At 65.0% G+C, this 24,481-nt stretch carries 25 protein-coding genes; 4 read left to right on the top strand and 21 right to left on the bottom strand.

The features are described from left to right. The coding region (locus ACT3SZ_RS15210) for a hypothetical protein (protein WP_444620035.1) at positions 1–376 on the bottom strand (376 nt) is incomplete at its 3' end. A gap of 338 nt (positions 377–714) precedes the next feature. On the opposite strand from ACT3SZ_RS15210, the gene ACT3SZ_RS15215 reads away from it, so the two are divergent. Beyond that, entirely contained in the window at positions 715–1,707 is a 993-nt protein-coding gene (locus ACT3SZ_RS15215; protein WP_444620037.1) for a hypothetical protein, read from the top strand. Here the strand turns inward: ACT3SZ_RS15215 and ACT3SZ_RS15220 are convergent. The 20 genes from ACT3SZ_RS15220 to ACT3SZ_RS15315 form a co-directional block, all read right to left on the bottom strand. Further along, positions 1,691–2,425: a hypothetical protein gene (locus ACT3SZ_RS15220; RefSeq protein ID WP_444620038.1), complete on the bottom strand. Its 735-nt coding sequence runs from the start codon at positions 2,423–2,425 to the stop codon at positions 1,691–1,693. The two genes, ACT3SZ_RS15215 and ACT3SZ_RS15220, sit on opposite strands and share 17 nt — an antisense overlap. Positions 2,426–2,427: 2 nt before the next feature. Then, a complete protein-coding gene (locus tag ACT3SZ_RS15225) occupies positions 2,428–2,952 on the bottom strand; it encodes a DUF4913 domain-containing protein (RefSeq protein ID WP_444620040.1) in 525 nt (174 codons plus the stop codon). 3 nt (positions 2,953–2,955) lie between these two features. Then, positions 2,956–4,779 (bottom strand): type IV secretory system conjugative DNA transfer family protein, encoded by a 1,824-nt coding sequence (locus ACT3SZ_RS15230; protein ID WP_444620042.1) that lies wholly within the window; start codon positions 4,777–4,779, stop codon positions 2,956–2,958. 2 nt (positions 4,780–4,781) lie between these two features. Further along, positions 4,782–5,600 carry a hypothetical protein gene (locus ACT3SZ_RS15235; RefSeq protein WP_444620044.1) on the bottom strand — a complete coding sequence of 273 codons (819 nt, stop codon included), beginning with the start codon at positions 5,598–5,600 and terminating at the stop codon, positions 4,782–4,784. Continuing rightward, positions 5,597–6,163, bottom strand: a complete 567-nt coding sequence (locus ACT3SZ_RS15240; RefSeq protein ID WP_444620046.1) for a hypothetical protein — start codon at positions 6,161–6,163, stop codon at positions 5,597–5,599. The genes ACT3SZ_RS15235 and ACT3SZ_RS15240 overlap by 4 nt, the downstream gene beginning before the upstream one ends. Then, positions 6,160–6,864 (bottom strand): hypothetical protein, encoded by a 705-nt coding sequence (locus ACT3SZ_RS15245; protein WP_444620048.1) that lies wholly within the window; start codon positions 6,862–6,864, stop codon positions 6,160–6,162. The genes ACT3SZ_RS15240 and ACT3SZ_RS15245 overlap by 4 nt, the downstream gene beginning before the upstream one ends. Further along, complete coding sequence (locus tag ACT3SZ_RS15250; protein WP_444620050.1) at positions 6,848–8,494, bottom strand: peptidoglycan DD-metalloendopeptidase family protein; 1,647 nt, start codon at positions 8,492–8,494, stop codon at positions 6,848–6,850. The genes ACT3SZ_RS15245 and ACT3SZ_RS15250 overlap by 17 nt, the downstream gene beginning before the upstream one ends. Further along, positions 8,491–8,790 carry a transposase gene (locus ACT3SZ_RS15255; RefSeq protein WP_444620052.1) on the bottom strand — a complete coding sequence of 100 codons (300 nt, stop codon included), beginning with the start codon at positions 8,788–8,790 and terminating at the stop codon, positions 8,491–8,493. Before ACT3SZ_RS15255 ends, ACT3SZ_RS15250 begins: the two co-directional genes overlap by 4 nt. After that, positions 8,787–10,619 (bottom strand): ATP/GTP-binding protein, encoded by a 1,833-nt coding sequence (locus ACT3SZ_RS15260; protein WP_444620053.1) that lies wholly within the window; start codon positions 10,617–10,619, stop codon positions 8,787–8,789. Before ACT3SZ_RS15260 ends, ACT3SZ_RS15255 begins: the two co-directional genes overlap by 4 nt. Beyond that, positions 10,616–11,515: a hypothetical protein gene (locus tag ACT3SZ_RS15265; protein ID WP_444620054.1), complete on the bottom strand. Its 900-nt coding sequence runs from the start codon at positions 11,513–11,515 to the stop codon at positions 10,616–10,618. Before ACT3SZ_RS15265 ends, ACT3SZ_RS15260 begins: the two co-directional genes overlap by 4 nt. Before the next feature lie 36 nt (positions 11,516–11,551). Beyond that, positions 11,552–13,027 carry an SCO6880 family protein gene (locus ACT3SZ_RS15270; protein WP_444620055.1) on the bottom strand — a complete coding sequence of 492 codons (1,476 nt, stop codon included), beginning with the start codon at positions 13,025–13,027 and terminating at the stop codon, positions 11,552–11,554. An 18-nt stretch (positions 13,028–13,045) separates the two neighbouring features. Beyond that, positions 13,046–14,653 carry a hypothetical protein gene (locus ACT3SZ_RS15275; RefSeq protein ID WP_444620057.1) on the bottom strand — a complete coding sequence of 536 codons (1,608 nt, stop codon included), beginning with the start codon at positions 14,651–14,653 and terminating at the stop codon, positions 13,046–13,048. Further along, entirely contained in the window at positions 14,647–15,438 is a 792-nt protein-coding gene (locus ACT3SZ_RS15280) for a hypothetical protein (RefSeq protein ID WP_444620058.1), read from the bottom strand. Before ACT3SZ_RS15280 ends, ACT3SZ_RS15275 begins: the two co-directional genes overlap by 7 nt. A gap of 5 nt (positions 15,439–15,443) precedes the next feature. Further along, positions 15,444–16,067, bottom strand: coding sequence for a hypothetical protein (locus ACT3SZ_RS15285; protein WP_444620059.1), 624 nt, complete (start codon positions 16,065–16,067; stop codon positions 15,444–15,446). 39 nt (positions 16,068–16,106) lie between these two features. Further along, positions 16,107–16,406: a hypothetical protein gene (locus ACT3SZ_RS15290; RefSeq protein WP_444620060.1), complete on the bottom strand. Its 300-nt coding sequence runs from the start codon at positions 16,404–16,406 to the stop codon at positions 16,107–16,109. Positions 16,407–16,446: 40 nt separating this feature from the next. Next, complete coding sequence (locus tag ACT3SZ_RS15295) at positions 16,447–16,734, bottom strand: hypothetical protein (RefSeq protein ID WP_444620061.1); 288 nt, start codon at positions 16,732–16,734, stop codon at positions 16,447–16,449. Positions 16,735–16,790: 56 nt separating this feature from the next. Beyond that, positions 16,791–17,414 (bottom strand): DUF6668 family protein, encoded by a 624-nt coding sequence (locus ACT3SZ_RS15300; RefSeq protein ID WP_444620063.1) that lies wholly within the window; start codon positions 17,412–17,414, stop codon positions 16,791–16,793. An 18-nt stretch (positions 17,415–17,432) separates the two neighbouring features. Beyond that, positions 17,433–19,580 carry a cutinase family protein gene (locus ACT3SZ_RS15305; protein ID WP_444620064.1) on the bottom strand — a complete coding sequence of 716 codons (2,148 nt, stop codon included), beginning with the start codon at positions 19,578–19,580 and terminating at the stop codon, positions 17,433–17,435. Next, a complete protein-coding gene (locus ACT3SZ_RS15310) occupies positions 19,577–20,533 on the bottom strand; it encodes a hypothetical protein (RefSeq protein WP_444620066.1) in 957 nt (318 codons plus the stop codon). The genes ACT3SZ_RS15305 and ACT3SZ_RS15310 overlap by 4 nt, the downstream gene beginning before the upstream one ends. A gap of 410 nt (positions 20,534–20,943) precedes the next feature. Continuing rightward, complete coding sequence (locus ACT3SZ_RS15315) at positions 20,944–21,942, bottom strand: hypothetical protein (RefSeq protein ID WP_444620068.1); 999 nt, start codon at positions 21,940–21,942, stop codon at positions 20,944–20,946. Positions 21,943–22,116: 174 nt separating this feature from the next. On the opposite strand from ACT3SZ_RS15315, the gene ACT3SZ_RS15320 reads away from it, so the two are divergent. The 3 genes from ACT3SZ_RS15320 to ACT3SZ_RS15330 are packed head-to-tail and all read left to right on the top strand — an operon-like array spanning position 22,117 to position 24,465. Continuing rightward, on the top strand, positions 22,117–22,638 hold the full coding sequence (locus ACT3SZ_RS15320) for a helix-turn-helix domain-containing protein (protein WP_444620070.1): 522 nt from the start codon (positions 22,117–22,119) through the stop codon (positions 22,636–22,638). Between the two features lie 22 nt (positions 22,639–22,660). Further along, entirely contained in the window at positions 22,661–23,452 is a 792-nt protein-coding gene (locus tag ACT3SZ_RS15325) for an SDR family NAD(P)-dependent oxidoreductase (protein WP_444620072.1), read from the top strand. After that, positions 23,449–24,465, top strand: coding sequence for a GAF domain-containing protein (locus tag ACT3SZ_RS15330; RefSeq protein ID WP_444620073.1), 1,017 nt, complete (start codon positions 23,449–23,451; stop codon positions 24,463–24,465). The genes ACT3SZ_RS15325 and ACT3SZ_RS15330 overlap by 4 nt, the downstream gene beginning before the upstream one ends. Positions 24,466–24,481: the final 16 nt, after the last annotated feature.

Consider the following 24,481-nt stretch of genomic DNA (forward strand, 5'->3'; position numbering starts at 1 on the left):
CCCGCAGCACGCTGTCGCGCCTGCCCAAGAGCCCACTCCAGCTGTTGACCCGCAGGCGCTGATCACAGAGCAGTATGTCGCCGAGCACGTCGACGCCAGAGAGATCGGTAGCCAGGGAACGCAGAAGCGCCGCGCCCTCGAACAGTTCGATGACCTGGTGGTCGCGGCCGCGACCGGCAGCGGTGTGAACCTGCCCACGATGCAGGGCGACGCCTTCCAGGACATGCAGCCCTCCGATATCCACGTCGCGGATCACCGCGGCATAGGCGAAGGCGTCCGCATCAGCTACTGGCAACAGGACGGTCAGGACGGCATTCTCGACAGCGGGGAGATTCTTACGCCGCAGGGCCAGGATGTGCTCTCCGCAGCGCTGCATGCTGGGGAAGGAAACTCCTTCGACCCTCATGCCCCAATCCCCCTCCCCCCTTTGCGGCAGGACGGAGTCAGCGTGGACCCTGACCCCACCGGTGAGTTCGATCCGAACGATCACCTTGGTGGCAGTGTCGGCCCCGCCAACGATGTGCAGAGTCAGTGGGCCTCAGCATCACCAGGAAACCTCGGTGTGGCTGACCTCTCCAGTGAGCAGAATACGACTCCAGCCGCCCAAGGATGGGGCCAACAACTCGAGCAGCCTCACCGACCGCAGATGTAGCCCCACCGGTCGGCAAGAGTACACCTGTTTCCCAGAAGGGAAACAGGTGTACTGTGTTTTTCATGCCCAACCTCGATGAATCCTTCTTCCCGGCCCTCAACGTCACCCACGCACGCGCGACCACCCTGCGACGCGATCTCTCCGATCTCGTCACCGAGATCACCTACCACCCGCTGGTGAAGATCTTGCTGCTGCATGGCTACTCCGCCAACGACGCCGCGAAGTTCTACCGCATCAAACGCGCCACAGTCAGCCAGGTAACACGGCACCCCTTCACCGCACTGGAAGGCGACATCCCCTCGCCCCCTCTGCGGCACAGCCTGTTCGATGAACAGTGGAAGCAAAACACCCTCTCCGCCCGCGAGGCGCTGAACATCTGCATGGACTACGACACCACCCACTTCGAGATCCCCACCCCGGATGTGCTCGCGACCCGCTACAACATCACCGCGTTCGAGGCTCTTCGCCAGGTGCAGAAATATCACGCGCAGCTGAACATCAACACCTACACCAACTTCTCCCCTCCGGTGGGCTTGGAGGCCGTTGAGCGCATCGCACGTCTCCTCGGATGCACTGACGAGCAGATCACACGTGCGAAGGAATCAATCGAAGATTGGCTCGCCACACCCGTGGTTCCGGAGATCACCAACGCTGCGCTGCGGGTCACGAGCGTCAGGGACACCGGTCTTTTGGGACACTGGGCCCGTACCCGCCATGAGCGCGAGACCGACGAATTCGAGCTGTACGGGGCCTCACGACCGATTGTTGACGACACGGACACCCAACCTTGCGCCCTGGCGCGCGATCTGATTCTCAAGATCAATGGTGAAATCAGGTCGATCAAAGGCCGGGAGCACCTGGTCTCAGACTTCGCCCACAGCCTCGATATCCGCATCCCCGGGTCTGCCGGCCGTGCGATGCTGGCCGACACAGACGAGGACCTGGTCGATCTCGTCGACCAGGCCCTCTACCGCGTCCACGGGGTCCATCTGCCCAACCCCCAGGCAGACACCCCATGGCCACACACCCCCGACGACCTCACAGCTCAGGGGTGAGCTCGACCTCCTGTTCCACCGTCTGAGCGGGTCCGGCCGCCTCTGGCGACAACGTCGCAGCTCCTGCCAATGAATCGGCCACCGACACGGACAGGTCGGTGGCCTCCGTCGGCACCATCGACTCCCCGCCCACACTCGGATCCTCCATATCCGTCGACCACTCCTGGGTCAGACCGTCCTCGCCGGCCAGGTACTCCGCGTCGATCTGCTCCTGCTCGACGTCCATCGCCTCACTCATCAACGCCAACCCGACAATGCCGCCACCGATCAGTGCCGTAGCCGCCACCGGTGAGACCCCGACCGAGCTCTCGGTGTCCGTACGATCCATGCGCCGCGACTCGTCCCGCGATTGTTCTGCATCCTGACGGGCCATCTCCGCTCGCGCCCGAGCCAGATCCGCATTGTCTCTGGCGATATCAGCCTGGGTCTCGGTATACCGGGCGGAGTCCCAGCTCTCCCGCGCCGACCCAGCAGCAGACGGGAACTCCCTGCGGTCGAGTTCATCGGCCAGTGCCGAACGCCGACGGTCGCGCCAGGATGCTGTCGCATCCGGATGCTCAGCGCGTGCAACCTCCGTCACCAGTCTGGGCAACGAGGCCTGTCGCAGCTGAGCGCCCTCCAGGTACCCGGTCCGGCGGGACCCCGGGTAGCGGTGCCCTGCCACTCGGGCCGTGGTGACCATGTCTCGCACGCGGGCGTCGCTCAGTGTCCTGCTCATCACTACTGTCCTCCATCAGTTTGTTCGTCCTCGACGCTCTCACGGGTCTCGCTGGGCAGCTGACGTGAGGGCTGGTGATCTGGGCTGCAGTTCTTCATCGGTGACTGCGCCGACAACAGAAACGGCATGTGATGGTCGACGACGAACCGAATGAAGTCCTCCTGGAACCCGGCCGGGTCATCGAGCCGCATCTTCTCGTACTTGTGCCACATCGCCGTGACGCGCATCAGCACCGAGCGGTGATCCCACCACCGTTTACACCAGTTCTTCTCCTGGTTGCGGTCCTGCACCTCGTACATCGGTGCCAAGTAGTCATCGAAGAAGTCGTAGACGGTGAGGAACTGCACCGGCTGCGGCAGCCCCAAAACTCTCGCACCATACTGGTCGGCCTCACGGCGAGCACGGCGCTCCATCGCCAGCGGCAGACCCGGATGCTCACCCAGGCGCGTGGCCTCCTTCCCCGCTAGCGTGATCGCACGCTCTGCGACCTCGGCGGGCATGGCATCGTGGATGAAATCAGCGAACATCACTCACGCTCCAATCGTCTCATCGTGATCAATCACAGCAGCCGACTCGACCTGGCCGTCGCCGCGCAGCCCGGCACGCTCCAGGCGCTGTTCGACTTCCGGGGAGTAGGACTGGTCCTGCCAGCGCACCATCCGCGCCAGCATCGGCCGGCGCCCGGTAGCCTGCACGATCATGCGGAACTCCGGCAACGCCTGGATCTCACTGGCCGGCAATGTCTCCTTCTCAACGACATCCTCGCTGGCAGAACCACCATTTGAACCGTAGGACTTGGAGCTTTTGATCTCGGTGTGGCTACCGATCATCCGGGAGATCTTCGCAGCGAACTCATCATCAGTCTGGCCGGGGCCGATCACACGGACTCCGGCCGCCGACCAGAGCTTGCGCATCCCGCTGACCCCCCACATTTCCTCGCCCTGGACCCAGGACTGCAGCACGACGTCGACCAGGATGCCCAGCGAACCGTAGGTGGAGAACTTCGTAGGCAGCTGGGGCCACCGCACAACGTTGGCGATCTCGTCCAGCGGCATCGCCGCCGGCACCGGCAACCGGTTGCGCGGGTAGCGCTCGGCCCTAGCCTCAAGCTCCTTGAGGATCATGACCACCAGCACGCTGGTGATCGGACGGGCCACAGGCTCATCATCCTTGGTCATCAGAAACAACGACGCGGTCTCATCGGAGGCAAGATCAGACACGCTGAGCTTGCGGGCCCCCGCCCGCGGAGTCACCCACCGCTCGACCGACTGCGTCGACAGGCACTCCACGACATTCGCCGCGGCGGCGAAGACGTTGGAACGGGTGCGCTCCTCCTCGTCGTACTGGGCCTCCATCCCCAGGGAGACATTCGTCCACTTGCTGTCCTTCAAGATCCGCAGCGGCTCATCATCGTCGGGGCGCATCACCCAGCGAAAAGCCGAGGTGATCGGCAGGTCGGCGACCGCGGCCGCCAGGAACATCCCCTTCAACAGCTTGCGAGCCTGCTGGTAGAAGAAGCTGTTCTGCCCATCAGCGACATCTCCGTGGTCATTGGTGGCTGCATCGAAGATGTCGGCCAGTGTCGTGGCGTTGGAGTCCCAGGCGCTATCGCGGCGAACGTAGTCCAGCGGGTCGAAGTACCACGGATCTCCCTGCAGGTCAGGGGCCATGTCCTGAGGATCAAACACCCACACCTCACCCACCAGAGAGCGGTATTTGGCCGTCATCTCGATGACGTCTCGCTTGCACGAGGTGGTCACCAACAGCCCCGGGGCAGAGTAGATCTGGGGAAGCACCCGAGAGGTCGACTTACCCTGGCGCGGCGCCCAGATGTCGACGACTTGATCCTCGGCACCGCTGAGCAGCGGCTGGCCGGAGTCGACCTCGTTGCCGATGGTGAAGCCGTACCAGCCGATATCCGGCAACTTCTTGCGCAGGTGGGCGTTGCGGCGACTCTCCGGTGACAGGCTACGCACGTCGGTGGGGCTGGCCAGGTGGCGTGTGACGTGGTCAATTCGGGTCTTCTCGCCCGTCTCCTGCTTACGCTTGGTTCTCTTACGCGTGGCCATGCGGATCAGCACAACTGCTGTGGTGACCACCGCGACCACGACTACGGCGATCACCGTGGCCATCGTCGGCCACGGGTACTCGTCGCTGAACGCGATCATGAACGCAGCGACAACCGGGTTAGGCGGGCTTGCCGCATCAGCTCCCGAGAACTTGACCGCTGCGCGCTGGCAGATCCAGGCGAGCACGTTGATCCCAACGAACCCTCCCAACACCGCGAACGCTGCCTTCGTCTCGAAACTCAGCCCACCGACCTTGTCGTCGCGCGGATTGTCTCTACCAGCCATGATCAGGCCTCCTCATCATCACCGGTGGCGTCGACATCGCTGTCTTCCACCTCGGTGTCGTTGTCGTCCTCCTCACCGGCCTCTTCAAGGTCGGTCTCCACCAGTGCCTTCAACTCCTCTTCGGTCACGTTCTTCAAGCTGCGGTATCCCGGCGACTCAGCCATATGCACCGCGGACTCATCCTCGTCGTCGACGGTGATGTCCACCGCCACGCCCAGCCGGGCGCCGGAAACCTTCAACGCAGCCTCGTCGAGCTCCGGGCAGGTTGTTGTCAACCACAGGCTGATCTCGTCGAGTCCCGCGGCCTCGCGGGCCTTCGAGGTGGCGTAGACGGCCTTGTCGGCCGCGGACTGCTCGGCGGAGATCAAGTCACCGGCCTTACGGATCTTCTCGAAGCGGCTGGAGAACGTGCCGTACCAGATCGCCGTGCCCTCGGCGTCGACGATTCCGAACGCCCCGGAGTCGTCCGCCTCGTTCTCGACCGCCCCGCACCACAGGCGCACGAACGGTAGGTCGTCGGCGCGCTCAGCCAGGTCTTCGGCCTTGTCGGCCAGCCCGGCACGACGCTCGGCGGCGTCGGCCTTGGCCATTCCAACGAAGTCCACGCCGATGACCTTCAACTTGTAGATGAACTTGCCCATGTCCTTGCTGTCACGGCCGGTGTCCACCCCCAGTTCCTCGGCGAGATCTCGCAGTTCGTCAGCGGTTTTCGCGGCAACCAGGCGGGCCTTGTTCGCCGGGGTGGTGACCAGGCTGTCGATCTCGTCGAATCGAGCTGAGTCTTCCTTGCTGGTCTTGGACTTCTTCGTGGTCGTGCTCATGCTGCTGTCTCCTTGAGTGAGTTGGCTTTCCAGCGACCGTTTTCGGCCACCAGGTGTACTTCTTGCGTGGACTTCTTCCACCGCGACGAGCTGCCGTCGGGGTAGTTCAGCGTCTGCTGGACCTCAGCCACCGCTGTTACCTCGTCGTTGTCCTCGTCGGCGAGTTCGACGTCCAGGACCACGGCTTTCATCGTCGCTCCCCCGGCGGCCCACCCGTCCCACTGTTTCGGGCGGTCAGCCATCGCTGCGGCCGAGGACGGCTCGCCGGCTTTGTCGGCGAGATCCCCGGTGAGGGTGTCCTCGATGAAGTTGGTGGCCAACTCCCACGGAGAATCCTGCTGGGCGGGGTCCCACGTCAGCACGGTGGACGCCACCGCCTGGGCGGTGACGGCCGGATCGGCGGCGATGGGGTCGATGTGCTCATGAGCATCACTACCGGTGTGCTCGTGGCCGGCGTGCTCATCATCAGAGCCACACCCGGTCAGAACCAGGGCGCTGGCTGTCGCGCCGGCGAGCAGGACGGTGCTCCAGCGGCGAGAACGGCTCGTGTGGCGGCGCCTCATCGCTGCCCCACAATCGTGTCGCGGACCTGGAAGTTGTCGATCCTCCAGCCCTCATCGGAGTTGTGTACGCGTGCCTGGCCGATGATCGTCATGATGTGTCGGCCGGCACTCGGATCGTCCTGGGTCCCGGTCTGCAGATCGATCTTCACCACCCGGGAGAAATCCGTATCGGTGTCGGCGGGGTGGGTCTCGTTGGTCACGGTGACCTCCGGGTAGAAGATCTGATCGCGATCGCCCCAGGAGGCCCAGTCGCGCATAGACATCGGAATCAGTGTGGTCAGCCGGGTCTCCTCGGCGCGCAGGTAGTCGTTGTTCCAGGCGCTGGAGGCCACAACGAAACTGTCGAACTGGCCGGACTGTTCGGCCGGCCGCCAGGCGAAAGCAGCCTGCAGACCGCGGCGCAGGACGTCGGCGGGATCACTGCCGTCGACGTCACCGTCACCATCGCTGACCCGCAGTGCCTCCTGGTTCAGTGCGACGTAGGGGACCTCGGCCAATCCGACACCGGAACCGACCTGCGGTGCGCGGGTCGGGTTGGGGGCCCCACTGTCGGAGCTCGGCGACGGCGCCTGCTGCGTGGTCTCCTGCGGTGCGTCAACGTCGTCGCCACACGACGCCAGGGCAAGTGCGGCGGCGGCGACCACCAGGCCAGCGGCCAGGCGACGCGGTGTGGCGGTGTGGTGGTTATTCAGTGGTTTCACTGGGGATCTCCTTGAGTCGTCGGATTGCTGAGGCCTGCTCGCCGAACTCGGCGATGGGCTGCTCTTTGACCACGTCACCAGACTGCGGTGCGTGGATCATCGTGGTCGCGCTCGTGGCCATGGCCACGTGGTGGGGATCGGCCCCACCGAAGAACAGAAGGTCGCCCTTGGCGATGTCACCAGGGTTGACCTCGGTCATCACCGGATCGTTTTGCTGACTGGTGGTGTAGTGCGGCAGTTTCACGCGCATGCCGCTGGCCTGGGCGTAGGCGTACATCGTCAACCCGGAGCAGTCGAAGCCCACACGGTTGTAGTCGCCGAACGAGTCGGCCACCCCGCCGTCGGGCACGCCCTTGGTCGGGCCGTTCCAGTCGCCACCGCCCCAGGAGTACTGCAGGCCCAGGTGCTCGCGGGCGTACTCGACAGCATTGTCGGCGAACTCCTTCAGGTCGGCGGGCACCTCACCGTCTCCGCCGCCACCGGGGGCACAGTCGGAGGCGCTGGGTGAGATGTTGCCCTCTGACTCCAGGAGCACATCGGCGGTCTCCTCCCACTGCATGTACTTGCCCCGCAGATCCTCCCGGGGACGCTCCACGTTCGCGGCGATCTCGCCGGGGTGCTGGTCCGGGGAGGCAAGCTGCTCGGCGGTGTCGTAGAACCACGAGATGTGCTTGGTCCTATCCATCGCATCAGCCACCGGCATATTCATCGGCGTCTGGATCTGATAGATCCCCACACTGGTGGCATCACCAGGAGTGACGCCGTCATTCGGGTACGTCAGCGACTCCGGGACCGCCCTGCTGGCGAGCATGCGGTACCCGGACTCCGGCCCGGCGGCCATCAGAGCGGCCTTGATAACCGACTCTGGCGCACCGCGGTCTTTACCGACCTGGATAATCGCCCGGACGTTGTCGAGCTGGCGTTCATCGAACGTGTTCGGGTCGTTGGCAACGCCCAGCGAGACGTCCTGGCCCTCGTTGGTGTTACCTCCGGAGGTCGGCGCCGAGGGGCCCGCTGCCGGGGCCTCATCTGCCTCGTCATCGTCGTCGCTGGAGCGATCCGAGCTGCCACCGTCTGCCTGGATCTCCTCCAGCATCGGCTGCGGGTCCACCGGTGTACCACCGGAGAGTTTCAGACCGTTGTAGTACTCGAAGTGCAAGTGAGGTCCGGTGGAATAGCCTTCACTGCCGATGCCGGCGATGTGATCGCCGGCCTTGACCGTATCCCCGGCAGACACCAGAACGTTGTCAGCGGACATGTGCCCGTAGACCGTGGAGTGGTCCTCACCGTCGATCTTGTGGTCAATGACGATCCAGTTACCGAAACCCGAGGCCGGGCCCGCGGCGGCGACGACACCATCAGCGAAAGCGTAGATCTCCGTGCCGATCGGGCCGGCGTAGTCGACACCGTTGTGTGCCTCGCCCCAACGCTCACCGAAACCGGAGGTGAACTGTGCCGACGAGGCCACCGGGAAGGCCAGGCCGTCGCTGTTGACGATTCCCGATCCGCCAACGCCGCCCGACCCGTTCGGCGTACACGTCAGATCGTCATCGGAGTCACCGAGAATGACGACGATGAACGTTGACAGAGCCAGGAACAGGACGATGACGACGCCAGCGATTTTCTTCATCCCAGATCACCACCACAGTCCGGGCAGTCGACTGCAGCCTGCTCGGTGTTCTGGGCCTTGGCCAGCCGGGAGCTCAAGATCGCGTTCTGGGCGCGCAGGCGACGGATCTCGCCCCACGTCGGTGTCGGGGTACGGCCCTGTTCCTCGGCCCAGGTGCGCACCGTCGAGGGGGCAATGCTGAACTCTTCGGCGGCCATTCGTGCCGCAGACGTCAACCCACTTGATGCCTGGAAGTAGGCGACGAACGCATCGACGGCCTTGATCCGGAACTCATCAGAGTACGAGGAGGTGGTCACAGGTCACCGCCCTCGTGCAGGGCATCGAGACCGGCTGACACCAGCTCTCCCTCGGTGGAGGCTGCAGAGCGCATGCGCTGTTCCTCCCACTGCTCCTGGAAGCGGGAGTTGGTGTCGTGCAGTTTCAGGGTCTTCTCCAGCGAGACCACGACCGTGACGATCGGCACGCCGGGGCTGTTGGACTTCGAGGACTTGATCATGAAGCAGCCACGACCCGGCGGGATCGCCGGCTGGGAGTCACGCACACGCGGCAACGGCACACCTTCACTCCAGGACACGATCTCGTCCTTCTCTCGCTCGCTGAACGGCAGCTTTCCGCTGAGCAGTTCCAGTTCCTCGGCCGGCAGCCCGCCACAGATCACCGCGCCGGCCCGGTCAATGAAGCCCATCGCCCGGTTGCGATCCTCAATCGTCGGCAGGGTCTCCAGGTCCTTCGAGCCGTGCGTGATCAGGTAGACCGCCATGCCCAGGGTTCGCAGAAGCCTCAGCAGCGCGTCGACGTGACGGGTCAGATCGGGTGCACCACCCAGGGTGCCCCACAGCTCGTCGAGGGTGACGGCGTAGAGCTTCTGCCTACGCAGCCCCACATCGGCCAAAAACTGTGCCGCGGTGACCGCTCCCATCGCCGAGGACCAGCAGGCCATCATCACCGCAGACTTCACGGTGGAGTCGTTGTCGTCGATCGCCGAGACGTCGATGACCACCGCCGGGTGGTCCACATCGATCGGATCAGAGGTCTGGCCGGTGAAGATCTCGCCAGTCACGCCGTTCATCAGTGCGTACAGACTGCGCAGCAAAGGCCGCATCGTCTGTCGGTACTCTTCGGCGTCGGCAGACACGGTGATCTTGCGCAACAGATCAGAGCCGGTCTCCAGGTGGTTGATCAAATCGGTCAGCTCCGGCGGGGTCACCCACGCGGCCTCATCCTCGTAGAGTTCCGACAGGGCAGCGGCCACCGCCGCGGACTCGAAGTCGTCCATACGGGCCTGTCGGCCGACCGACACGATCGTTTCGACCATGCGGCGCTGCGCGGCGGCGACCTCCTTCTTCGCCCGGCGGATCGTGGCTGTGATCTTCGCAGGGTTGCCCGTGCCGGTGGCCAGGGCTTGTTCCAGCTCAGGGATGATTCGACCCATGGCCCCAGGGTCAAGGGGGTTGAGGGTTCCCAACCCGTGGCCCAGGCGGATGACCTGACCACCCACGGCCTCGACCAGAGCGGAGTACTCGTTCTTCTGGTCGTTGGGGATGATCGGCACGTGGCCCTGGGCGATATGTCCGAGCAGCGTGTCACGGATCAGGGTGGATTTGCCCAGCCCCGGCACGGACATGATGAACGCCGAGGGGGTGGACAGCAGGCCTTGACCGAGCCAGGACAGCGCGTCGAAGCCGACGTCTTTACCGTCGAGCAGGGACCGGCCGATCGGCGGGCCGATCATCGGCGCCGGGGATCCGGTGGAGTTCGGATTCCACCCGGCGGCGTAGTTGGTGGCCATCAGGTACTCGGCGGGCTCGGCCATGGTCCGAGCCAGGCCCGAGGAGCGGCCGTTGCCGGCCACCGAGGGGTAGCCCTTGGCCCCCGGGGCCTCGAAGGACGCCTCACCGACGACCGGGGCGATGCCCTGGTCGACCAGCCAGCGTTCCTTGATACGGCTGACGGTGTCCGGGTTGTTCTTCTGCCAGCGGGCCAGACGGCGTGCGGTGGGACTCAGCGGCAGAGGGTGCTTTCGGCGCCCATGCAGCAGGTCGGCGTAGAACTCGGCGTAGAACTCATCGTCGGTAACGTCCCCGTCGTCGGTGACGCGGGGCTCGCGGCTCATCGTAATAGTCATCGCAGCAGGTCCTTGTTGATCATGAGGTTCTGGAATCCGGTGGGGCCGAGCGCGAGTGAGGCGGCCAGCAGCAGTGACTGTCGGCAGTACCCGCGGCGGGTGTGCAGTCGTGTCGCCGGGTGCAGGGCCTGTAGGAAGGCCTTATCGCTGCCCTCGCCGCCGGTGACCGTCACGGTGGCCCACATCCGGCCCGGGTCACTCAGGTCAAGCTCTTCGAGCAGCTCCGGGTGGGCGTACGGGCGCATCCAGCGGGTACGGGTGACTTGTGCCGGCAGGTCCCAGGTAGCGATCAGCCCATCCAAGTCCTCGGCGACACCCGGCACCGAGGTTGAGACGGTGAACACCGAGAAGCTGGTGGAGTCGACTTCGACGTGGTGGTTGGTCTCCTGCCAGGCCAGCTGGGTGATGTCGTCGAGGGTTTGCAGGCGGTGTTCCCCGCCGGCGGCGAGGATCGTCGCACTGCGGTCAGTCAGGTCGGCCTCATTGACCGGGGTGGCGTCCAGGCCGACGTCACTGGCGGTGTCGTAGATCCGCGGACCGTTGATGGTCAGCCAGGTGGCTAGCTCGGTGAGGTCTTTGCGCTCGGCCTTGCCGGCGGCGCGGAACACCGCCCCAAGCAGCGGGCGGGCGTCGGGGTTCGTCGAGTCGGCGGCGAAGGTGACCAACATGCGCTCGGTCTCGGCGACCCGCGCGTTCCACCGGTTGACGGTGGCCTCGTCGAGCAGGACCTCGTCGGCGACCGCGCTGGAGATGCTGATCTGTCGGCGGGCGACGTCGGTGAGCATCACCTGCTCGAAACCGCGGGCGTCGATGCGGGTGTCGACGTTGAGACCCCGCAGTGCGGTGGGTCTGGTGTCCTCGACTTTTCTTCTCAGGGCGGCGATCAGGGAAGTCATGGTCTCGTTCTCCTCGTCAGTGCGTGTGGGGTGGGGTCAGCGGCCAGATCGAAGGCCGGTCTTGCCGAACGGAAGCGCACCCAACCCGCAGCTGAACACGAAGGCCGCGTCGGTCATCCGGTCCATCGGGGTGAGTTTGATGCTGCACTGGGCAGCCATCGCCTTGATGTCTGCGGTGATCGCCCGACGGTCCTCGTCAGGCATGGCGGTGGCCGAGACGTACAGGCTGCGGCGGCCGTACTGGGCACCTCGGGCCAACGCCTGGCGGGCGGCCTCGGTGGCCTCCAGGCGCAGTTGCGCATCAGCGCTCTTGATGCCCTTACCGTTGTTGACGCCGACCATGGCGTCCTTGTGCTCGGCATCGACCAGGTTCTGTGCCTCACCAGGGGCGTAGGGCCGAAACACCAGGGCGACCTTCTTGCGCAGCACTCGATCGTGCGGGCGCAGCAGCGGGGCGAGGTGGTTCTGCTCGAACGTGGCCTTGGGCCCCTCGCGCATCTCCCAGGTCCTCGAGTACGCCCCGTCGTGGAAGTACCACTGCTGCAGGGCTGCGGCCGTCGACGGGCCGGCGTCCCGCCAGGCCATACCGTGGCCGTGGTGCTGGACGCGCAGCTGCTCGAAGTCGGCTTCGGAGCCGGGGGTGAAGTAGGAGTGCGCCGTGGCGGAGATCTCGTCACTGGTCATGGGGCGGGCATCAATGCCGGCCCAGGCCAGGGGGCGGTAGAACTCAGGCACCTGGTAGCTCAGCTGCTCGGCGAAGCTGTAGTCCTGGCGATGCGACATCGGCACCTTCACGGTGAAGGCCGCGTGGAAGTCGAGCTCCTGGACCCCCTGGTGCAGCACCGCGGCCTTCTCGTACATGATGTCCCTGGCCGGGGCCGGGGCGTCCTTGTCGATGATCGTGTCGACCTCGCGGGCGACGAGCATGCCGGTGGCCGGGCGGGTGTCGACGACCGAGACGACGGATTCGAGTTCGGTGTTCTGCGACCACAATGCCTCGCAGCGTCCCCACTGGGCGATACGCATGTCCTGCTCTTCGACGCTGCGCAGCACATCGCCGGTGAGCTGACCGGTGAGCAGCACGGTCGCCGTCTTGTCCAACGGGTTGACGATGATGCCGTAGGTTCGCCCGACCGCGTCGGTGGTCTCGATCATCTCGGTGGCCGACAACGCCCCGGGCAGGCGGTACTGCCCGCCGGGGATCTTCGAATCCGGGCCGGACAGAAAAGTGTCTTCCCCGGTGCTGGAGCGCCAGCGGGATTCCACCCGGATGCGGGTGCGCTCAGGGAGGCTACGGCCACCAGGTTTGAAGTGCACCAGGGCTGCCACCCCCGCGGTGATCACCAGGGTGAGCACAGCGAACTTGATCTGGCCGAGGAACATCGACGGCAGAAACAGCACCAGCCCAGAGCCCAGCACGATTGCCGTGCGGGCGGGAAGGCGGCCGATGAAGTTGCGCTCGGATTTACGCCCCAGCGTGTAGGTCTGTGCTTCCTTGGTGGCGGTAGCCATAATCTATCCCCTTTTCGCTCAGCGCTGCGGGTGGGTGGGAGCCCCGACCGCCTGGTCGAGAACTCCCTGGGTGTTGGACAGGGTCTGTGCGGCGGTGCCGCCGGCGTTGCTCAGGATGCGCGCGGCCGTCGCCGACCCGGACCCGGCAGGCCGGGCGCCACCGGTCGAGGGGCCAGCGGCACCGTTTCCGCCGTACTTGGGGTTTGCCCCACTCCCTGGTGTGGGACTGCCCGCGCCTCCCGTCCCACCCGTCGATGGGCTGGATCCGGTGGGGCCATTACCACCGGTGGGCCCGCCCGGGCCGCCGGTGGAAGGATTACTACCGGTAGGGCCCTCGCCGCCGGTGCTGGTCACCCCGGGAGACGTGGTCTGCGCGTTGACCGCGCCTGTCGCACCATCGGGACTGGAGCTCGCTGCACTGTTGCTGGCCGAACCCATCGCCGAGGACGCCGCACCGGCACCGGCCATAGCAAGACCCGCGCCGCCGGCGGCGCCGCCGAGAATCGCACCAGTAGCTCCCATCAGCGCCCCTCCGAGGGCACCACCACCACCGCCGGCCTGCCCGCGCAGGGCGGGCAGGATCAGTGCGAAGATGCCCGGGCCCACCAACCCCATTGATCCGAAGATCATGATGCTGATCACCTTGTTTTCTTCCGTGCCGTCGAGGTTCAGTGCCACCCACACCCCCGAGGAGTAGACCAGGGCAGCGACCGGGGTGAGCAGGATGAAGCTCAAGGTGACGCCGAAGGCGTTGTCAGCGGCGGACTTTCCGGAGTTACCGATGGCCCAGGCGGCGAAGATCGGTAGCAGGCCGATCAGTACCGGCAGGGCGATGACTCGGATGATCATCATCAAACACATCGCCGCCGAACCCAGGGCGGAGAGTCCCACCAGCAGGAAGATCACCAGGGGGTGTAGCTCCTCGCCGATGGTCGCCGCGTCGGTGAGCTTGGTGAAGTCGCCGTTCTCGGTGACGTAGGTGTTGATCCAGTGATTGGCCAGCGAGTCGAACGCCGCGAGGGAGGGCACGGCCAACAACGGCACGAGGATGCCCAGGAAAAGGTACTTTCCGTAGCCTTTCGCAGCCCCCGTGAGGGATTCGGAGGAGCCTTCGTTGCGCGACGCCATGATTTTCATGAAGCCGATCAGCATGCTCAGGGCCAGGCCGACGATTGCGGCCTGCCACACGATGTTGTTGATGCCGTCGGCACGCAGCTGCAGGCTGTCTGCGTCGAGCTTGAACTTGGTCCACAGGCTCATCGTGAAGCCGATGACTGCGGGGTTGCCGTCTTTGATGTTGCGGACGAACTCGACGAACGCGCCGTCCTTCCACTCGACGACATCCTCGACGTCATTGGCGACCCCGACGGCGTCGCCGACTGGACCGAGCACACCGGTGGGGGCCATGCACTGAACACCGTTGATCACAGTTCCCACAGCGCCGGAGACCGTGTCGCCGAAGCCATCAGCGTCTTGCGCGCGTTCCCAGTCGCCGGCGGCCTCGACGCACTGGCCATCATTGACCTCAGGTTGCGCGGACGCCGGGGCCCCGGTCACACCGGCGAGAATCAGGGCCACCAGGGTGACCAGCAACAGCCGGGTAAAGGTTTTCGTCGTGGTTACCATGTCTGTGCCCCCTCGGGAAGCGTGTCGAACGTCTCCGCGGAAACAGCTCCACTGACCTTCCACTGCCCGTCAATCCAGCGCAGCTCGAACTGTGCGGCCTGGACCCGTCCCGAGGAGGGTGAGGTGTTGTAGATGATCACGCTGGCGTAGTCGCCGTCGAAGGCGTTGATCGCGTAGTGCCCCGGCGAATTGCCGTGCACGGTGACCTCGGTGCCACGCTGCTCGACGGCTTTGCGGGACTGCTCCCTGGCGGCGTCGAGCTGATCGTCGGCAGCGCCGAGGATGATCTTCTCGGTGTACTCCCCCATCGTCGGGGGCATCGAGCTCTGCGTGTAGTACGCCGCGGTGGCCAGTGCTGCCCCGGCGGCGGACTTGGTGTAGCCGATCGGCACTGTCCCGTCGAAGCCGGTGGGCCCGTCGGTCTCGGAGAACGGGATTGGCCAGCCGCCGGAGAACTCCGTCGCCTGGAAGACAATGCCCTCCGGGCGCGCGTCCTCGGCGGCCTCCAGGGAGCTGTAGGTGCGGGTATCGGTGGACAGGATCTGTCCCTTCGGGTCCTCGGCGAGATAGCCCATCCGGCCGAAGGCGTCGGCTTGCTTGTCCTTCCAGGAGAACTTGCCGGCCGGGCCGGCAGAATCACTGCTCTGTGACTGCTCGGTGTCGTCGGCGGTCTCGTCACCGCCCTGCCGACTGCCGATCACGGCGACGACGACCAGGATCACGGCGACCACAACCACGATGATCCCGCCGATCATCAGGGACTTGCGCTTAGTGCTGCTACTCATGACTACTACTTCCTGCTCTCATCCGGCCCGAAGGTGGTGAAGGCGTCCAGGTTCTCGATTTCGGTGGCGTCGACGGCGTTCTGCTGGGTGGGAAGCACCAGTCGCCAGTCGCCGCCCTGCCAGGCCAGCTGGGTCGGCTGGGCGGTCAGCGTGCCGTCGGGCCATTCGACGGCCAGCAGGAGCTGGGCACGCTCGTCGGAGTAGTCGGTGAACGTGAACCCGGCGAACGTGGCGGGGTTGTTCTCCTGACCGGACACCGTCTGCAGGGCCCTGGCCTGGTCCCACTGCTGTTTTCCGGGGCCTTCTGCGAGGATCGTGCGAGACATCTCGGGATAGTCCTTGTCACCGGTGGTGGCCAGCATGACCTGTCCCGACATCGCAGCGATCACTGCGCACTGGGGGGTCTGGTCGTAGCCGTGGGGCACAGGATCGGTTTTTTCCGGACACTGGCCAGCGGTCCCCCGCGGATACGGCACACCGGCAGAGGTCGTCCAGGTCGCTTCTGGCGCGGAGGTCAGATCGGGCTCGTCGTTGGTGGCTGCAGTGTCATCGTCGCTGCCGCAGCTGGACAGCGCCACAGCGCCGGCGAGGGTTGTGGCGGTGAGCAGGGTGCGAAGTGTGCGGCTCATGGTCTCGGTGGTCCTTTCCGTCGGGGATGGTGGGGCTCTTTAGCGTGCGATGTAGACGAAGCCAGCCAGCGCACCGATCACGGATACTCCGACGGTGCACAGCAGCACGGTCAGCAGACGGTCGGTGATCTGGTGGGGTGAGCGTCCTTCGTCGCGGGCGGTGGCGATCTCTTTGGCCATCAGCAGCAGCACCACGACGCCGAAGAAGAAGGCGAAACCCATCGCCACTGACACCCACAGGGACAGCTGTGCCAGCACATCGACGGTGAGGTCCTGCTTCTCCTCGGGTGGGCCTTGTTGGGCGAGTAGCGCGATGGGGTGCACGGTGAGGTTCTCCATGGGTGATCTAGTGGCCAGATGACTGCAGGGTTGAGGGGGCTTAGGACGCCAGCCACTGCACGGCGCCGACGACCACGGAGGCCATCACCGCTCCGCCGCCCCACCACAGCAGGCGGGAGGCGACCTGATCGGAGCGTCCGTCCTGGCGGGCGAAGGCGATTCCGGCGCCGATCATCAGGCCACCGATGACGATGACGATGAAGCAGATGGCCATGACCACGCCGGTGACGTCCTGGAGCTTGGTGCCCATGAAGTCGGGGATCCAGGCATTGATTCCGTCGAGGAAGCTGGTGTCGGTGTTCTGAGCGAGGTAGGTGGTTCGAGACATGATCTCGGGAGTTCCTTTCGAGAAACGGGGGAAATGCGGAGGTGGGTAGTCAGGGGTTAGGACAGTGACTCGTAGAGGTCCACGGCACTGCGGCAGATGTTCAGTGCGACATCAGCCACGCTCGGCGGGACGTCGGTGAGCGGGTCGACCTTCCGCTTCTTTCGCGGGGTTTCCCCGGGGTCTGGTGTCCAGACCGGCTGAGCGTCGGTGGCCACGGTGCGCCATGCCTCGATGTAGGGGATCTCCCAGACCTCTGAGACGTTGTCGGCGACCCCGGCCAGGCGCTGGGCGACCGGTTTGGGGGTCTTGCCTCCGGTGGTGTTCACCACGATCAGACCGACCAGGGCGCAGCCGCCGGCACGCCCGGCCTGCAGCTGGCGGATGATCCTGTGCGCGGCGTCGAGTCCGGGACGGTGCAAGGCGGTGACCACCGCGACCATGTTGGGGTCGTCTTCGGCGGGGAACACGTCGGTCTCGCGCATCGGGGCCATGCTGTGGGCCAGGGTGGTTGTCCCGGCGCCACCGTGTGCGCCGAGCAGGTACACCGCGGGTTCTTGTTCCCCGTCGGTGAGCACGGAGCTGGTGGCTACCGGGACACTTCCGGTGGAGCGGTGGTTGATTTTCGTCGACGGGACCTCGGGTAGTACTCGTGGCCCGTCGTAGGCTTCTGCGGTATTCACCGTGTCGTCTCCTTCCACTTACTTGGCCAGCTCGGCCAGGGTGGTCTTGGCGTGATCGGCCAGCTCGTCGTTGAAGTCGACCTCGGCCAGCACGCTGGTCCCCACGTCGACGAGATCCGAGATGCCACTGGTGTCCATCGGCGTATCGGAGTCGGCGGTGAGGTCTGAGGCGATGGCCTGGACCCAGTCGGTGGTTGCCTGTGCGGCACTACGACCGTCGGGCAGCATCGCCCGTTCGGCGTAGGCGATGTGCTCGGTCAGCGACATCCAGCTCGACAGGTTGACTGCCAGCTTGACCTCGTCAGCGACAGGGATGTCGTTGTCGTCGAGCAGGTCGAGCACGTCACGGGCGTAGCCCGAGGCACTGGCCGGTTCGAGAAGGGTCATGCCGGACTCGGTCAGCTTCGCCGCGGCGATCGCCCCGGCGGCCTGCGGGCCACCGGAGATCCCGGCCATACCGATCTGAGCGATGTTTTCCGGGGTCAGGGTGCGCTTGGCAACGGTGATGCCCGCGCCCAGGGCCATGCCGCCGAGACCGGCGGCGACGGGGACGACCTTGTCGACGGTGTCGTTGATCATCCCGGCGGCCCCGGGCATGCCCGGGACCTCAGGCACATCAGGCATCGGCCCGGGGCCAGGGACACTGCCCACACCCGGAATTTTCACATCCGCCGGCCCGTCAGCCGACCCGTTGTCTGGAGTCTCTGCCGGCTCGCTGGTCTTACTCGGTGTGCTCGCCGCCGACGGCTCAGTGGACTCAGAAGTGGTCTCGCTAGCGGTGCTGGTGGCAGAGCTCGTCTCAGAACTCGGCTCAGCGCTTGACGTCGAGGACGCGTCATCACCTGTGCCCGGCTGCACGCCGGCGGACTCGCTGGGGTCGGTGGTTTCCGCCGCCTCAGCGGATTCGCTGGCCTCGCTGCTGCCGGAGTCCCCGGTGGCGTCGGTCTCTTCGTCCGTTGCGGAGCTGGTCGTTGAGCTGGTGGTGGATGAGTCGGCATCCTCGGCCAGCTCAGGGTCCTTCTGCGCGGCCACGCGCTCGGTGAGTACCGGGGTTTCTGCAGCATCCTCGGCGGTGGTGCTGAACCCGTCGTCGCCGAAGTCGAAGTCGGCGACCTCGGAGATGTCTCCGACCTTCACGGCTCGGTCGAGCACATCGCCCACACCGCGCAGAGTCTTGACCGGATCAGCCAGTGACATCCTCTCCAGGATCGTGACGATGTCGTTGGTCAACTCGCTGTCTGCAGGCAGTCCGCAGACGTAGTCGCCCATCAGGCACCAGCTCACCGTGCGGTCCTGCAGCTCCCCGAAGCCGTCGATGCCGGTCTTGTCGGTCGACAGGCCGCGCGCATCCGGGGTGGTCATCTCCTCCAGGCCGCTGACAACCTGGGAGACACTGTCACCCTCAGCTCCGGGGACCGGTCCCGGGCTGCTGTCCCCACCGGGCTGCAGTGGGGTACCACCGTCGCGGGTCGGGTCGGCGAACAGTGCCACTCCGGCCACGCTGTCGGGCTCCAGGTAGCTCTGACCGGCGCCGGAACGGCGTGCCACAGCACTCATGACCTCGGCACCCTGTGAGTAGCCGATGAGGAAGATCTCGGTATCCGGGCACCGCAGGGCGATCTTGCCGGCCAGGTCTTCGGTCATCTCCACGCCCGTGGCGACGGAGTCTTCGTAGCTGGTGGCGTCCCCGGCGTTCTTCGACATGCCGGGCATGGCCACTCCCCCGGCCGTACTCGGGTAGGTGACGTACGTGCGGCTGACCCGCTGGACAACCTCATCGCCCGAGGTCGACGACTCTGCCGATGAATGAGCTGACGCCCCGGAGGACGAGCTCGCCTGGGCGCTGCCCACTGCGTCCGGGAGCTCCAGCAGCTTCGACAGTCCTGCACCCAGATCCGGGACCTGGCCATCGTTGGAGCCGTTGAGGATCGGCTTGGCGACCTCGTTGGACAAGAACCCGTGGCTATCGGTGTTCGGGTCGGCCCAACGGGCCGTCTCCGAGGTCCCCGGTGCCAGCAGCATGTGCACCGCCGGGCAACTCGTCGACTCGTTAGCGTCATCCTGCGCTGCCGCGGGGGGAATGGTGGCCACGGTGAGTCCGGTGGCCACCGCCACCAGGCCAGCAATGACCTGCCTGGAGGGCTGTTTCGTTGTGCGCATCATCATGCTCTGGTGCCTCTCGTGGAGTCCTGGGTGATGTCTTTGAGGAACCACCGGCCGTCGACGTCGACCCCGGTGGCTTTCTGGTAGTAATCGGTGGTTTCACCATCAGCCGTGGTGACGGTGAGGTGTCCGCGGACCTGCTTTCCGGAGACCTTGTCCATCTCCAGGCAGAAGGTCGCGCCCTTGTCGACCTCATCGAAGACAGCCGGCCAGTCCTGATCTCGCATGGAGGAATCCCCACTCAAGACCGCTTCGATCCCCTCAGCGTTGTGGGCGTACAACTCGCTGTTGTAGGTCACCCAGGCACCGCGGATATCGCGCTGGTTGGCTCGCATCACCGGCAGCTCGGAGTCCTCGACCGTGCTGCACGTTCCACCGATCGACTTCTCGTTGTCGGCCGGGCCGGCATTGTCAGCGTCGGGCAGCAGGTTTCGGTGATCAGTCGGGCTCGGCGCCGGAGCAACACTGCTCTGGCCGGTGTCACGTGCGGTGACCGCCTCGGTGCCTGACATCGCCCGCACACCGAACACTCCGGCCACACCCAACGCCAGGACCATCACCCCGATCGCCGTGGCGCCACCACGCCACCCAGACAACAGGCCGCTACGGGCCGTGTCGAGGATTGCCGATGGGCGAGGCTTCTTAGACTTTTTCGGCTTGTCCGCCGTCACCCGCTTTGCCGGTACCGCGGCGGTATCGTCGTCCTCAACAGCGTCCTGGTGATCGACAGGCTCAGTGGCGTAGGTGCTTTTGTCGAGGTAGGCGGGAACCTTACGGTCCCTCTTGCGCGACGGAAGCCGGATCGGTTCGTCACCGGCGCCATCCTTGCCACCGTCATCAGCAGTGTCGTCGACGTCGACGGTGTCGTCGGTGTCCGTCGCGGCGGTGTCGATGTCGCTTTTTTCCGGCGACGAGCCGCCGATGCCCTGCTTCGCTAGATCATCAATCCAGCCCATTACGTTCCCCTTTTCTCTGCAGGTGGATGCTGCGGTAGACCACAGTCACCCGGGATGATCTGGGGGTGGTCCACACCACAGGCGATTTCTCTGCGCGATCCACCGGCACCCCTCACGGAACTGGTGAACTGCACTGCGGCGACTGTCCTCTCCCAGACAGCTCGCCGGAGCTGCGCACGATCGTCTCGACGACGACGGACAACCGAACCACCGGGACCATCACACCCAGCAGCACAGCGATCACGTGGATCCACTGGAAAGGTCGAAAGCAGTGTGTCGTGTCGTACGTCGGTGTGGGCCACCGCCAGATCACCCCGGTGCCAGGCACGCTCGTCCACCCGCACACAGGTGGTGCAGGTAGTACGCGGCGTACCTCCGGTGATCATGGTGTCCCCTTTGCTCCGTGCCGCTTAGGCGTCCTGCTCAGCAGGAACACCCCAGGAGGCTGATGCTCCAGCGGTAGTGTCACCGGTGGTGACCGTGCCGTGGTCCGGGACGACCTCGGCGACCGGGGCGGCGAGCTCAGCGAGCTGATCGCCGGCCGTGGTCGCGGTTTCGACGACCTGGCCGATGGTCGGGTCGAGGGTGACCTCGGTCAGTGCGGCATCACCAACACCGACCTCAACGGCTGCTGGGGTGATCTGCCCGACGGTGAGAGTGGGTGCGGTGACGGTGTAGTCCCCGAGGATGGCTTCGGCGTTGAAGCTGGTCTGGTTGGCGACGGTCTCATTCGAGATCGTGACGGTGTCATCGCCGCGGTAGGCGTCTACCGACCAGGCCGACAGCACCTCCGGCTGTGCCGGTGCAGCCGGGGCAACCGGAGCGACCGGAGCCTCAGCGACCACGGGCTCAGCCGGTACAGGCTCAGCGGGGGCGCTCTGAGCGGCAGGAACGTCCGCCTGGGCATCCTGCACCGGTGCTGCGGGGGCCGGATCAGCCGCCGGGGCCTCGGCCGCGGCGGTGGGCTGATCAACCGGAGCTGAGGGCTGCTGCGCTGCGACAGGAGTGGGGTCCTGCTGAACAGGTGCAGCGGGCTCCACGGGCGTGGTCGGGGATTCAGGCTGGGTGACGGGCTGCTGCGGGGTGGTGTCCCCCTGGTCAGCGGTGTCGGGGGTCTCCGCAGGCTGAGCATCAGTCGTTCCCGGCTGGGAGGGGGTCTGCCCTGCAGGCGTGTCATCAGCCGGCGGCGTCTGCGCATCACTGGTACCCGGCTGGACATCATCCTCGGGCTGCGTGGCATCCGTGGTTCCCGGCTGCGCGGCATCCTCTGCCGCCGGGGCCTGGGCATCACTGGTGCCTGGCTGAGCATCATCAGCATACGCGACACCTGTCCCGACCAGGACACCGGTTGACAGGCCGAACGCCACCGCAGTCTTGCCCAGACGCGAACCTACTACTTGTCTCTTCACTGTTTTCTCCGTCGCAAGGTTGCCAATAAGGTCAGTGTTTAGCTTAAACTGTAAGCAACGCCATTACAACCGCTGGGAGCAAACCCGCGTGTCAAGGTGGTGCACCGAATCAGAAACAGAGGAAGTAGAGTCATGAGTCGAACAGCATCGCCCACCCCCTCCAGAAGGACACGCATGGCGCTCGGCCGCATGGAGGCGTTCGACAAGGACGTCTTCCTCGACCTCTTTGAACAGTCAGGCAAGACGCAGGCACAACTTGCCGTCGACTGTCAGGTCGGCCGTGCCGTCGTCAGCAACTGGGTGGCGGGACGGAACAAGCCGGCCCCCCAGGCCGCCCCGCTCTTAGCTGAAGCGTTGGGAACCACCGTCCTCATCCTGTCGAACCGCACTCCCGAAGATGCCGACCTCGTAGACCGGAGGATCAGTAAAGGTTTCAATGCTGCGAGTGCGGCACGCGAAGCAGGCATAACTTCTCAGCAGATCTACGAACTGGAACAGGCAGTATCCATGCCCATCATGGAGCAGCTCGACGCCCTGGCTCCCGTCTACGACCTCACTACCGATGAAATCCACCGAGCGTGGATCAACCGCCGCGTTCGTCTTTTCCCCGGTTCACTACGCCACCTCGACGACACGACACGCGAGGCACTAAAGCCGTGGTCACATGAAGAACCAGAATGGGCAACCCCCCAGTAGCAGAACAAGGCATGCTGGTTGTGTGAGATCACAGAGTGGACAACGCACCGACCGCACACACGACTGGCAAACCGAGAACGTGGCCCTGATAGGTGCCTCCGGAGGAATCGGACAACACCTCCGCCAGCAACTCATTGACCAGGGGGCCACTGTCCACGCCCTGGACATCACCACCGGTTTCGATGCCACGGATCCCCACACTGTCCACTCCTGGTTCAGTGGCCATCCCGAGATCTCAACAGTCATCTACGCCGCTGGAGTCGCCGACTCTGCGCCCCTCCTAGGCGACCAGGGAGCAAACCAGCTCACAACGTTATTCTCGGAAAACGTCCTAGGACCAGCGATCGTCGCGCACGCTGCCGCATCGTCGCTGCGTGCACACGCTGGGCGGTTCGTCCTCCTCAACTCAGCCTTCTCGCAGATCACAGCACCCGGATACGGAGCGTACAGCTCCAGCAAGGCAGCACTATGGATGCTAGCCGAAGCTCTGCGACCTGAACTTTCCCCAGCAACGGTCACTGACTGCGTTCTCGGAGGTGTCAAAACACCAATCTTCCACCGCTCAGCCGAGCGTAGTGGGCGACGCGAGGCCCACATCGTCGCAGACAAGTTCCAGCGCCGCGTCGCACGCCAACAACCAGACATCGCAGCTGCCAGGATCATCACGGCGGCGGCAGGGAGAAAGAATCGCACCTGCACCAGCGGGGATGCACGACTAGTTATACTAGCTAACAAGCTTTTTCCCAGGACAACCCAGCAAATCGTCACCGCCGTGGTGGGACCTTACCCAACGGCACAGGAAGGACAGCCGTGAGCCGAAGTGCGCAGCCCGACTGGATTCTCATCGAGCAGTTCGGCCATACGTCTGAACCCACGGTCATTGCAGTAGGTCAGACAGCGAAGACGTTCGTCCCGCTGGAACGAGTGATCAAGTCCAAGAGTCATCGCACAGTGATCCTCACCGCCCTGGAGAGCCTGCAGCACGAGGACAGCCCTAGCCGTAAAGACTTCGTCCAGTCCGGAACCCGGTACATCCTAGAGCCACGTACTGATCTCAGCGGATGGACCCCCGCGGTGTTGGTTCACTACGGTCCCGAGGACGGTGAACCACCGATCGATCCGCCGGCATGCGGGGCGTGGCATTTCAATGTCACCGAGGGGACAGCTCACGGCAGTGTGGATCTACTGGACATGTATCAGACTCCCGAAGAGCAGCGACAAAACGGTAGACCCCTGCATGAGGCGTTTCTCCGACTCGTCGGCCACGATCATGAAGCTCTGCAGAAACTGGTGGAAAAGAAGCCTGGTGTCACCCACCAGGCCTTCGAGACGGTGGAGACAGATGCCACTGAGACCCTGGAGAGCGGTCGATGGATCGCCCATTACTCCTGCCGCTTCGTCAAGCACGACGACACCGGAGAGGTCATCCTGCACGGAGTCACCCGGCAGTGCGGACCATGGACGCCCGGAACACAGGCGCCTGATCCCCAAACGCTCACCACACAGGTGTCTACACAGGTTCCCATTCCAGGGTTGTATCGCCTCATCATCGACCCAGAGGGCGGGACCATCCTGCGCACCTACGGCGAAACGCCACCAACCGTTCCGTCGGGAGCCTCGAAGCTGCGTGACCTGCTGGTCAGCGATCCCACCACTGACCATGCACTGGACCACATCAAAGCCGTCGCCAAGAGTGGGCTCCCCCTCGCCGAGGTCACAACGACAGGGCGCACCGGCGACGAGGCCCGGGTACGCATTGACCCCATCAAGGTCGGCGAGAAAACTGCCGCCTTGGTGACGTACTGGTTCGGCGATGCGCTGCACTAGCCACATCACATCTGGT

This window comes from Corynebacterium sp. AOP40-9SA-29 (genome assembly GCF_052377405.1).
GTDB lineage: Bacteria > Actinomycetota > Actinomycetes > Mycobacteriales > Mycobacteriaceae > Corynebacterium.